Genomic DNA, 11,682 nt, shown 5'->3' with positions numbered 1-11,682 from the left:
CGCCAGCCGCCAATGTCGCGGCGTAGCGGATTCGATGCAGGACTTTTACAATCAAATTGCCGGACGGCCTGACGACGACATCATCGGCTCCGCACAGCGAGGCGCTTCGACAGCGCCTCAGTGGCTGGATTTCCCGGGCTGTGTGTTCATCAGAGGTGAGTTTCGCGCCGATCCCGATCGGCCAGCGATCGTAGGGCCGGGCTTGTTCATCTCCGTTGCGCTCGATGAAGGCGCAGGCCGCGGCATTCTGACGCGCACAACCGGTGCAGGGCAGATGACGGCGATTGCCGTGCGCGAATCCGTCGCCGTAGGAGGCTCGGTTCGCTGCGGCGAAGGTCCTGCGATCGGCCTGGCGCTTCCCCAAGCCTCCATCGACGGGCTTGGACTCGGCGACGAGGTTCGGGCGCTGTTCAAGACCGACGCGTTGGGCACGGCCATCGTCTCTCTCACGGCGTCTCCGCGTGTGCAGGCCCTCGCGGCAGAAATGTTCTCGCCACCGGTGGCCGGAAACGCGACGCAATTGCTGCTGTCGGCGCATGCCGCCGAGATCGTGGTCCACGCCTTGTTCGGCGAGCGCGGGATCGCGCCCGATCCTGCAGCCGACCTCCAGCGGGTGCGGTTGCAATCGGTCAAGGCGCGAATGGATGCCGATCTCGCTTATCCCTGGAGCATCGACGAACTGGCGCGGAATGCGGGGCTGAGCCGCCGGTCCTTCAACCAGAAATTCCAGATGGCGTATGGCGAGAGCGCGATCGACTATTTGCGGGCCCGCCGACTCGATGCCGCACGTGACCTTCTGATTCATCAACGGTTGTCGGTCACCGAGGCGGCCTTTCGGGTCGGCTATGCCCATCCGGCCAATTTCGCGACGGCATTCCGCAGGCACTTCGGCTATTCGCCGAGCCGCTGTCAGTGAACTTGAACGCCTCCACGTGCGATCAAAGGTGATTTGCGCGCGCGCAAAGGCGGTGTGCGCCTCGATCTGGTTACTCCCGGGTTGTTCGAACACGGAACTCGGGGAAGACAATGACGCGCAACGACGGGTGGACGCTCGGCTGGGAACGGATGGCGAGAACTGGTCTGGGAGCGGCCGGGCTGGGAATAGTCCTGCACGCAACGCCGTCGGTCGCACAGACCTCCGGGACCAATTCGACGTCGACCGCGGCGACATTGCCTCCCGTCACGGTGGAGGCACCGATCCAGGCGCGTCCGCGCACCCAGCCCGCCCAGCGAGCTTCGCAGTCGTCGCGCGGCCGCGTCGCGACGCAACGCAATGCCCGGCCCGCGCCAGCCGGAAATTCGGGCGTGCGCGAGGCCGGTGCCGGTCGCGCCAACGCGTCGAGCGAGAGCAGCTATGTTGCAGACAGCAGTTCGGCGGGTACCAAGACCAACACGCCGTTGCTCGAGACACCGCAGTCGATCTCGGTCGTGACGCGCAAGGAACTCAACGACCGCGCCGTCCAGACGCTGACGGAGGCGGTTGGCTATGAACCTGGCGTCCGCATCGATGCCTCCGGCTACGATCCGCGTTTCGACGCGATCGCAATCCGCGGCTTCGACATCACTTATAACGGCGTTTATCTCGACGGCTTGCGGCTCGTCGGAGCCGGTCTCAGCGTGTTCAAGACCGAGCCTTATGGGGTCGACAGCATCACGGTGGTCCGTGGGCCGAGCTCGGCGCTCTATGGCCTCGGCTCGCCCGGCGGACTCATCGACCTCTCGAGCAAGCTGCCGACCAGCCAGCCGTTTCACGAGGTACAGACGGTGTTCGGCGACCGCGATCGCATTCAGGGCAATTTCGACCTGTCGGGTCCGGTCGATGCCAACGGTCAATTTTCGTATCGGCTGACCGGCGTGATGCGTGACGCGAACGTGTTCGTGCCCGGCGGCAAGGATAACAGGACCTACATCGCGCCCGCCGTCACCTGGAAGCCGGATCAGTCGACGACCCTCACGATTCTCGGCTCCTATCAGAAATCCAAGACGCCCGGGTCCATGTTCACCTATTCCACGGGCACCGGCACCACCACGGACATCTTCACGGGCAGTCCGTCCTACAATTCGCTCGACCAGGAGCAGGGACGCGTGGGCTATCTGTTCGAGCATGCGTTCAACAACGCCGTGACCGTCCGCCAGAAATTCCGTTACGTCGATGTCGATGCGGTCACCCGCTATGTCGGCTTTCTCGGCGCTCCCGTGGGCAATGTCGTCTCGCGCTACACCGGCTACGTCCACGACACGCTGCAATCTGCCATCATGGACAACCAGGTCGAGGCCAGGCTATCGACCGGGCCCGTGCAGCACACACTCCTGATCGGCACCGACTACACCTCGTCGAAGTTCAACGACAAGCAGGGATTCGGCTTCGGCGTCTCCGATCTCAACCTGGCCGCGCCGGTCTACGCGCCGGAATCCATTCCCGATCCCGCGATCTCGTCCTCGACAGCCCAGCGGCAAACCCAGTCCGGCGTGTATGTTCAGGACCAGGCCAGGCTCGATCACTGGATCCTGACATTGAGCGGCCGCAGCGACTGGGTCAGCACCACGGGTGAGGATCTGTTTGCGCTGACCCGGCAGACGCAGTCCGATCAGGCCTATAGCGGGCGAGCCGGGCTGACCTATGTGTTCGATTCCGGCGTTGCGCCTTACGTCGCCTATTCGACCTCGTTCTTTCCCAATCTCGGCGTCGATCCGTCGGGCGCCTTCTTCAAGCCGACCACCGGCAAGCAGACTGAAGTCGGTGTGAAGTACCAGCCGCAGGGCACGAGGAGCTTCATTACCGCGGCGGTGTTCGATTTGACCCAGGACGGCGGCCTGGTCACGACGGGGACGGGCGTGACGGTCCAGCGTGGCGAGATTCAAAGCCGCGGCTTCGAAGTGCAGGCGCTTGCAAGCCTGGGCGGTGGTTTCGACATCACCTCGTCGTACACCTATCTCGACATGGTGACCAAGCAGGCCGCGGACGACTCGCTGATCGGCAAGTTTCCCTCGGGTAATCCCCCGCATACCGCGACGCTGTGGGCGAACTATGCCCTGCCGCTGGCCGGACCGTTTGCAGGATTGAGCGTCGGTGGCGGCGCGCGTTACATGTCCTGGAGCTATGGCGATGATGCGAACACGTTCAAGAACAGCTCGGTAACTCTGATCGACGCGGCGCTGAAATATGATTTTGGTCAGGCGGCGAAGGAGCTGAAGGGCCTCCAGTTCCAGGTCAATGCCAAGAACCTGTTCAACCTGCACTACACCACGTGCCAGGTCGGTTACTGCTACCGCGGCGCGCCGCTGACCGTCATCGCAACTCTCGGCTATCGCTGGTGAACCAGCTTCCCCATGAGAACCCCGGTTATCCGGTCAATATGTCTTACCCAAATCGCTGGCGCCGGCGACTAACGCGCCAGGTGGTGGGTGCCGATTTCAACCAGGGTGGTCCGGCAGGACAGGCGGTAGATCAGGCTGAACAATTGAACCCACATGATCGAACTCCACTGTTGATCACACGCGCGATATTAGGCCCCCAGTCTTTCCGGCCGTTTTCGAGGGACAGGGAAAATGGCTTCGTCGGCGAGCGCCGTGATGTCGTCGGAACAGGCCGGACGAAGTCGCCTCACGCGGGCGTGAGACGTATCTCCGTCAAAACACCTCGAAATATTCGCGGTGCTCCCAGTCGGTCACCTCTGACAGGAAGCGGTCGATCTCGGCATTCTTGATGTGGGTGTAGTAGTCGACGAACTCAGGCCCGAACTTCTCGCGGAAGAACGGATCGTCCTTCAGCGCGGCGACCGCATCGCGCAAGCTCTTCGGCAACGCCGGCGCCTTGGTCTCGTAGGGCGTGTCGGCGGACGGGCCGGGGTCGAGCTTGCGGTCGACGCCGTCGAGGCCCGACAAAATTTGCGAGGCCATGTAGAGATAGGGATTGGCGGCGGGCTCGCCGATGCGGTTCTCCAGGCGCGTTGCGGCATCATTGGCGCCGCCGAGCACGCGGATCATCACGCCGCGATTGTCGCGGCCCCAGATCGCCCGGTCCGGCGCCAGCGAATAGGAGCGGTAGCGCTTGTAGCCGTTGATGGTCGGGGTGGTGAACACGGTCGAGGCGCGGGCATGGTCGAGCAGGCCGGCAAGGTACGCCCGGCCGAACGCGCTGAGCGGCTCGCTGCCGTCTTTCGCCATGAACTGATTTTCGCCAGACGCGCGCGAGACGATCGACTGATGCAAGTGCCAGCCGCTCGCGAACACGTTCGGCAGTTTCGGCCGGCACATGAAGGTGGCGTGATAGCCGTGGCGGCGCGCGATCTGCTTCACGGCGGAGCGGAACAGCACCATGTTGTCGGCGGGCTCCAGCCCCTTCCTCGGCGCGAAGGTGAATTCGCACTGGCTCGGCCCGAACTCGACCTCGACCGAGCGCAAGGGCAGTCCGAGCGCGACGATATCGCGGCGCAGGATCTCCAGCACCGGCTCCATCTGATCGAAGCGCTGCTCGGTGAGGTATTGATAGCCGTGGCTGAGCAGGCTCACCGACGGAGGCGTGCCGGGCTGGCCGGCATCCTCGGGCCGCATATGCGCATCGTCGAGCTTGAAGATGTGGAATTCAACCTCGAGGCCGGCGACGAAATCGTGGCCGCGGCCGCTGAGATCATCGAGCACCTTGCGATAGAGGCCGCGGGTCGCGAACGGCACGGGACGGCCGTCGCCAAAATAGAGATCGCAGAGCACCCAGCCCGTCGCAGGCGCCCATGGCAGCACGCGGAACGTGGTTGGGTCGGCGACCATCAACACGTCGGCCGCGCCCTCCATCTCCTTCATGCCGAATCCGCCGCCTGACGTGAACACCGGAAACACCGTGCGGTGCGAGGTATCCTTGGCGAGCATGGTCGTGGTGATGGAGCAGCCGCTCTCCAGCGAGGCGATCGCCTCGGCGGCGATGATGGTCTTGCCGCGCAAAATGCCGTGCTGGTCCGGGAAGGCGAGGCGGATGACCTCGAGGTTCTTTTCCTCGACGATGCGGCGCAGGCGCGCTGCGGCGTCCCTCTGTTCATCCGACCACAGCGCATGACGCGCGACGAAAGTCACTCGGTTGCTCCTTCAGTCCGTGCTGTCATCGCCCGCGAAGGCGGGCGATCCAGTATTCCAGAGACGGCGACGTGTCCACGAGAGGCCGCGGCGTACTGGATGCCCCGCCTTCGCGGGGCATGACAGTGGAATATGTGGCGCCCGCCGCTGATTGACGGCATTATCACTCCGCGGCCGTCAGCCGGTGCACGTTGTCCGCGATCTCCTTCGGCACCGGCGCGGCCCAAGGTGCGCCGCGGCGGCGCTTGACGTCGACCTCCATCCAGTAGAGCTCCCAACCCTGGGTCGGCCCGATGCCGTCCATGGTGGCCGGTCCCTGGATGCTGCGCGCCCTGCTCTCGTCCAGGAACAGCATCGGCTTCTCGCCGCCGCCGACCTTCTCGATCTCAGCCCGCAGCAGGCGGCGGTACTGCACGATCGCCTTGTCGCTCGAGCCGAGATGCTCCTTGGTGCGGTCCTGGATCGCGCCCATCGATTCCACCGCCCATTGGTCGTGCACGTTGATGTCGGTGCCCATGCCGGTGTAGGTCGCGGTCGCCTGCTCGTGCGGATCGAAGCCGTAATCGTTGCCGCGGTTCTTGCGCGATTTGTAGTCGGGCAGCTCATAGAGCTCGAGCCGCTGGTCGCGCATCTTCTGCTTGTCGACCTGGTTGGTGTAGCTGGTGAAGATCGCGTACCAGTAGCAGTTCTCGTCGTCGACCGGCACGTGCCACTGCGTGATCGTCATTTCCGTGCTCATGGGGATGACGAAGCCGTGCGGGAAGAGCTGGTTGGTGACGCGCACATGGGTGCGCTCCTCGTCGATCTCGCGCAGCGCGATCAGCCGCAGGCCATATTCGGTGTGCTCGACATTGATGATCGGCCGGTCGTACTCGCGCAGGATCTTTGTCATCGGCAGGTCACTGCCGGCGGACGCGCCGCGGAACTGCTTGCCGTAAGCCGTCGACGTATCCTCGTCCTCGAAGAAGCGGTGCAGATAGGAGGCGTGCGCGGGATCGATGCCGACCTCCAGTGCCTGAAGCCAGTTGCAGGCCATGTGGCCCTTGAACGCAAAAGTGTGCGTGCCGGGCGCGACAAAGCAGTCGAGCTCCGGAAAGGCCGGCGGCTCACCCTCGCCGAGATAAGCCCAGAGGATGCCGCTCTTCTCGACCACGGGATAGGAACGCTGGCGAATGTTCTGGCAGAGTTTTGAGTCCTTCGGCTCGGCCGGCGTCTCGATGCACTGGCCGGTGGCGTCGAACAGCCAGCCATGGAAGGCGCAGCGCAGGCCGCCATGTTCGAGACGTCCGAAGGCGAGGTCGGCGCCGCGATGGGCGCAGTGACGATCGATCAGGCCGTAGCGTCCGATTTCGTCGCGGAACAGCACCAGGTTCTCGCCGAGCAGTTTGACGGGGCGGATCGGGCGCGCGCCCTCCAGCTCGTCGACCAGCGCCGCCGGCTGCCAATAGCTCCGCATCAGCTTGCCGCAGGGGTCCTTCGGACCGGTACGGGTGATCAGGTCGTTCTGCTCCTGGCTCATCATGGCGGGCGTCCTTTATCGGAGAGGCGTTTGTTCGCCTATTGAACGAATGGGCGAATTATGCCATGCCTTGGTCCGGCGGCAAGCAATATTTTGCAGGATGTTCCCGGACCTATGCCCAAGCTGAAGCGCAGCGAAAACGACGAGCGGTCGACGGATTTCGTCGAGAGCCTCGATCGCGGCCTGCGCCTGCTGCAATGTTTCGGCACGACCACCGGTCCGATGACGCTGAGCGATCTCGCCCGGGCCGCAGAGCTGCCGCGCGCCACCGCACGGCGCATGCTGTTCACGCTCCAGCGCGGCGGCTTCGTCGCCGGCGACGGCAAGCTGTTCTCGCTGACGCCGCACGTGCTGACGCTCGCGGCGTCCTACCTGCGCTCCAGCCAGCTCGTCGCCGTGCTTCAGCCGGTGCTCGATCGCGTCGCCACGGCAGCGCAGGAAATCTCCTCGCTCGCGGTGCTCGACGGCGACGACGTCGTGTTTGTCGCGCGCAGCAGCCCGGCGCGGATGTTTTCGGGTGGGCTCGAGATCGGCTACCGGTTGCCGGCGTTCTGCACCTCGGTCGGCCGTGCCATGCTCGGGCAGTTCGATGACGCAGCGCTTGCCGCACGCCTGAAGGCAATGAAGCGCGAGATGTTGACGCCGCAGACGGTGACCGATCCCAAGGCGCTGCTGGCCAGCATCACAGCCGATCGCGACCAGGGCTATTCGCTGGTCGATCGCGAGGCAGAGCCGCATTTCCGCTCGATCTCGGTTCCGGTGCGCCGCTACGACGGCGTGATCGTCGCCGCGATCAACATGGGCGCCCATGTCGACCGCGTGCCGGCAGGGGAGCTGATCGACCGGTTGCTCCCGCTGCTCCGCGAAGGCGCGGAGTCCGTGCGGTCGCAGCTGTTCTAGCAACGATCGTTGGCGCCGCGCGTCCGCGGGCTTATAATCTCGTCACGCAAGACAACAGGGAGGACGCCATGAAACACACCATGGTTCCCAGTGATCGCGTGGAGCACGTCTGCGTCTACGGGCGCGACGGCGCGAAGCTCGGCTCGATCGAGCGGCTGATGCTCGACAAGGTGACCGGCACGGTCGCCTACGCCGTGATCAGGACTGGCGGGCTGCTCGGCACGCACCACCATTATCCGGTGCAGTGGGGCGCGCTGAAATACGATCCCGCGCGGCAGGCTTTTCGTGTCGAAGTGACGCAGGACGAACTCGCCAGCGGACCGTGCGAGTTCGACGGCGACGAATTCGACTGGGGCGATCGTTCGCGACCCTACGCGCACCCAAATTATTGGTCGATCTGACGGCGCGATTGCCGCAGGCGTCGCGCGCTGAGCCGCCTCACTTGGTCGCGGTGCGCCGGCGCGCGCGCTGTGTCAAAAGGCAAAAATGCCGCATGACACACCTCTCATCGCCACCATCGTCGTCGGACTTGGACTAGCTTTCGTACTTGGAACTATAGCGCAGCGGTTCCGCATTCCGCCGCTTGTCGGCTACCTGCTTGCCGGCGTTGCCGTCGGCCCGTTCACGCCAGGCTTCGTCGCCGACCAGGCACTTGCGACCGAGCTCGCCGAACTCGGCATTATCTTGCTGATGTTCGGCGTCGGCCTGCATTTTTCGCTCCAGGATCTGCTGAGCGTCCGGCACATCGCCGTTCCGGGCGCCGTCGTACAGATTGCGGTCGCCACACTGATGGGGCTCGGCCTTTCATGGCTGATGGGCTGGAGCGTCGGTGCGGGACTCGTGTTCGGACTGGCGTTGTCGGTCGCGAGCACTGTGGTCCTGCTTCGCGCGCTGCAGGAGCGGCGCCTGATGGAGACTGATCGCGGCCGCATCGCGGTCGGCTGGCTCATCGTCGAGGACCTCGCGATGGTGCTCGTGCTGGTGCTGTTCCCGGCGATCGCAAGCCTTCAGGGCGGCGGCGACAAGCCGGCCTTCGAGCCGCTGGCCGCGCAGGCCGGCTTCGGGCTTGCCGGCATCGTGATGCTGACCCTGGCCAAGATCATCGTGTTCATCGGGCTGATGCTGGTGGTGGGGCGCCGGGTGATCCCCTGGATCCTGCACTACATCGCGCATACCGGCTCGCGCGAATTGTTCCGTCTTGGCGTGCTTGCGATCGCGCTGTGCATCGCGTTCGGGGCGACGAAGCTGTTCGACGTCTCGCTGGCGCTGGGCGCGTTCTTCGCCGGCATGATGCTGCGGGAATCGCCGCTCAGCGCGCGCGCCGCGCAGGAATCGCTGCCGCTGCGCGATGCCTTCGCAGTGCTGTTCTTCGTCTCGGTCGGCATGATGTTCGATCCGATGAGCGTGGTCCGCGAGCCCTGGCCGCTGTTGGCGACGCTGGCGATCATCATGCTCGGCAAATCACTCGCGGCGTTCATGATCGTGGTGCTGTTTCGGCATCCGGTCGCGACCGCGCTGACGATCTCGGCGAGCCTGTCGCAGATCGGCGAGTTCTCGTTCATCCTGGCCGAGCTCGGCGTCGCCTCGCAGATTCTGCCCAGCGACGGTCGCGACCTGATCATGGCCGGCGCGATCCTCTCCATCATGCTCAACCCGCTGATGTTCGCGGCCGCCACCTGGCTCGCGCCGCGTCTCGACCCGCGCCGGGATTCACCGCAGGCCGCGGCCGCCGTGCCCGAACCGATCCGCACCACGGACCTGACCGACCATACGATCGTGATCGGCTATGGCCGCGTCGGCGCGCTCGTCGGCGATGCCCTGAAGCAGCGGCAATTGCCGTTCCTTGTCGCCGAGGTCGGCGAGAGTGCGCTGGCGAAGCTGAAGCAGGGCGGCATCGAGACCGTCATGGGCAATGCCGCGCAGCCCGAAATTCTCCGTGCCACCAATCCGTCACGGGCGCGGCATCTCGTCATCGCGATCCCCGAGGCGTTCGAGGCGGGGCAGATCGTGCAGCAGGCGCGCGCGGCCAATCCGGACATCCGCATCATCGCGCGAGCGCATGCGGATGCCGAGGTCGATCATTTGAAGGGGCTGGGGGCGGATGTCGTCATCATGGGCGAGCGGGAGATCGCGCGCGGCATGATAGAGGAGCTGGAGAGGAGAAATCCGGATGCTGCCCAGCAAGATCCCCGTGCGCTCGCGGTCGGTTCGATCGTTTGACCTGATCACGCCGCAGGGCCGGACCTACCGCTTTCCGCCGCCGACATTGTTGCAGCGGTTGTTGCGGTGGGGGCTCGCGCATGGGGAGACGGTCGCGATCTCCGCGGCGATCCTGGCGTTGATCTATGTGGCGGGCTTTGTGGCCGAGGCGCTGGATCGCTCGGTGTTTGACGCGTGCAATGACAGGGCCGGGATGCGTAGGGTGGGTTAGGCTGCAGCTGCGCGAAGCGCAGTCCGCTGGCGTAACCCACCTCGTCCCCGCCTCGCGTTCTGTGTCACTACTGCCGATTGCGCATCCAGTCGGCAAGGCCCGATATCGCCTTGTCGAGGTCTTGCCGCGCGGCGGCGTCCGTGACCATCTCCTCCAGCGCGCCGCGCATGCAGAGCAGCCACGCATCGCGCTCGGCGTCGCCGATGGCAAAGCCGATGTGCCGCTGCCGCAGCCGCGGATGGCCTTTCTCGACGGAATAGAGTTTTGGGCCGCCGGTCCATTCGGTGAGGTAGCGCTTCAGCACGTCCCTGATCAGTCCGAGGTCATCCGCGTGCATCGCGCGGATTATTTTCGCCTCCGGCAGCGCGTCCATGCGCTCGTAGAAGCGGTCGACCAGAAGGTCGATCGTGCCGCTGCCGCCGATCCGCTCGAACATGGAGGTGGTGACGTCGCTGGAGGTCATCGTGAGTCCTGTCTGGTGCAAGGCTCTTCATATCGTCTCCCTTTGCGAAACGGAAAGGGGACGCATGGCTTAGCTGCGCGCTCAGCTCTGCTCCCTCCCCCCTTGCGGGGGAGGGCAGGGGAGAGGGGTCGCCCAGGAAATGGTGTTGGTTGTCGCGAAGAAGAAGCGCGTTGCGCGATCGATGGAGTCCCCGTGTGGACCCCTCTCCCTAACCCTCCCCCGCAAGGGGGGAGGGAACGCAGCGGAGGTCGGCGCGCGGATTGCCCTACAACGCCACGCTGCGCAGCCCAAAGCTGCGCGCTTCGTTCTGCAGCACCGGCCGCACCGCGTCGATCAGCCGTGCAGCCGCTGCATCGACCGACAGCCCCGCCGTATCGACCACAGCCGTCGCGCGCGAATAAAGCGGTTCGCGGCTCAGCAGGATGTTGCGCAGCTCGGCCATTGCGGAGCGGTCGTCCGCCATCGGGCGCAGGTCGCCCTGGCGGCGCACGCGGGCCATGTGCTCCTCGGGCTCGGCCTTCAGCCAGATCGTGTAGAACGACGACAGAATCTGGTCGAAGGTCAACGGCTCCGACACGATGCCGCCGCCGGTCGCCAGCACCATCAGCTCGTTGCGCGCGAGCAGCTGTTGCAGCGCCGCCTGCTCCATGCGGCGAAAGCCTTCCTGGCCGTAGAGCGCGATGATCTCGGCGACCGAGAGCCCGTTCTGCTGCTCGACCTCCTTGTTGAGCTCCACAAAACTCCAGCCGACCTTCTTCGCCAGCATCCGCCCAAGCGTGGATTTGCCGGCGCCGCGCAGGCCGATCAGCGCAATTCCGCAGAACGGTGCGCGCCGCGGCGCCGACGCGCTGCCGCCGGCGAGAACGTCCTTGGCCTGAGCGATCTGCGCCGGCGTCGCCTTGCGCAGGAGATCGCGAAACATCTGCCAGTCCGGCGTCGGATCGGCCGAGGGAAGCAGATCTTCCAGATGCGCGCCCATCGCATCGGAGACGCGGCGCAGCAACACGATGGAGACGTTGCCCTTGCCGCTCTCGAGCTGCGCAATGTAGCGCTCCGAAATTCCCGATACCTTGGCGAGCACCTTGCGCGACATGCCGCGCAGCGCGCGCATGGTGCGCACGCGCTGGCCGAGCTGTTCGAGAAATCGGGATTCGGCGTCGGGACTGTCGGTCATGGACTGCAGATCATGGGCCTTCTTTAGTTGATGCCCTGCGGCGCGTTTTAATGAAACATAATGCCTGCCAGCATTGACAGCAAGCCGCTGCGGTGTCTTTCTATGAATTATAATTCTAAATCCGGGGG

Annotated in this window: 10 protein-coding genes; 6 read left to right on the top strand and 4 right to left on the bottom strand. The window is 64.9% G+C overall.

The genetic code is table 11. The features are described from left to right. Nucleotides 1–34: 34 nt before the first annotated feature. On the top strand, nucleotides 35–916 hold the full coding sequence (locus ABIA90_RS43735; RefSeq protein WP_502916637.1) for an AraC family transcriptional regulator: 882 nt from the start codon (nucleotides 35–37) through the stop codon (nucleotides 914–916). 110 nt (nucleotides 917–1,026) lie between these two features. Beyond that, nucleotides 1,027–3,318, top strand: a complete 2,292-nt coding sequence (locus ABIA90_RS43730; protein ID WP_354118942.1) for a TonB-dependent siderophore receptor — start codon at nucleotides 1,027–1,029, stop codon at nucleotides 3,316–3,318. A gap of 312 nt (nucleotides 3,319–3,630) precedes the next feature. On the opposite strand, the gene ABIA90_RS43725 is transcribed toward ABIA90_RS43730, so the two are convergent. Beyond that, complete coding sequence (locus tag ABIA90_RS43725; protein ID WP_354118941.1) at nucleotides 3,631–5,067, bottom strand: glutamine synthetase family protein; 1,437 nt, start codon at nucleotides 5,065–5,067, stop codon at nucleotides 3,631–3,633. 163 nt (nucleotides 5,068–5,230) lie between these two features. Beyond that, on the bottom strand, nucleotides 5,231–6,589 hold the full coding sequence (locus ABIA90_RS43720; protein WP_354118940.1) for an aromatic ring-hydroxylating dioxygenase subunit alpha: 1,359 nt from the start codon (nucleotides 6,587–6,589) through the stop codon (nucleotides 5,231–5,233). A 111-nt stretch (nucleotides 6,590–6,700) separates the two neighbouring features. Here ABIA90_RS43720 and ABIA90_RS43715 point away from each other — a divergent pair, with 111 nt between their 5' ends. The 4 genes from ABIA90_RS43715 (at nucleotide 6,701) to ABIA90_RS43700 (ending at nucleotide 9,917) form a co-directional block, all read left to right on the top strand. Continuing rightward, entirely contained in the window at nucleotides 6,701–7,486 is a 786-nt protein-coding gene (locus tag ABIA90_RS43715) for an IclR family transcriptional regulator domain-containing protein (protein WP_354118939.1), read from the top strand. A 68-nt stretch (nucleotides 7,487–7,554) separates the two neighbouring features. Then, the gene (locus tag ABIA90_RS43710) at nucleotides 7,555–7,887 is read left to right on the top strand and encodes a PRC-barrel domain-containing protein (protein ID WP_014491274.1); all 333 of its coding nucleotides are present in this window, start codon (nucleotides 7,555–7,557) and stop codon (nucleotides 7,885–7,887) included. Nucleotides 7,888–7,972: 85 nt separating this feature from the next. Beyond that, nucleotides 7,973–9,706: a YbaL family putative K(+) efflux transporter gene (gene ybaL / locus ABIA90_RS43705; protein ID WP_354118938.1), complete on the top strand. Its 1,734-nt coding sequence runs from the start codon at nucleotides 7,973–7,975 to the stop codon at nucleotides 9,704–9,706. Continuing rightward, a complete protein-coding gene (locus ABIA90_RS43700) occupies nucleotides 9,657–9,917 on the top strand; it encodes a hypothetical protein (protein ID WP_354118937.1) in 261 nt (86 codons plus the stop codon). Before ybaL ends, ABIA90_RS43700 begins: the two co-directional genes overlap by 50 nt. 67 nt (nucleotides 9,918–9,984) lie before the next feature. Here the strand turns inward: ABIA90_RS43700 and ABIA90_RS43695 are convergent, their stop codons facing one another. Both ABIA90_RS43695 and ABIA90_RS43690 read right to left on the bottom strand, forming a co-directional pair. Further along, a complete protein-coding gene (locus ABIA90_RS43695; RefSeq protein ID WP_354118936.1) occupies nucleotides 9,985–10,380 on the bottom strand; it encodes a group II truncated hemoglobin in 396 nt (131 codons plus the stop codon). 265 nt (nucleotides 10,381–10,645) lie between these two features. Continuing rightward, nucleotides 10,646–11,662 (bottom strand): helix-turn-helix transcriptional regulator, encoded by a 1,017-nt coding sequence (locus tag ABIA90_RS43690; protein ID WP_256461640.1) that lies wholly within the window; start codon nucleotides 11,660–11,662, stop codon nucleotides 10,646–10,648. Nucleotides 11,663–11,682 lie beyond the last annotated feature (20 nt).

The organism is Bradyrhizobium sp. LA6.8 (assembly GCF_040547935.1).
GTDB classification, from domain to species: domain Bacteria; phylum Pseudomonadota; class Alphaproteobacteria; order Rhizobiales; family Xanthobacteraceae; genus Bradyrhizobium; species Bradyrhizobium barranii.
This window is presented reverse-complemented; position numbering and strand designations above follow the sequence as displayed.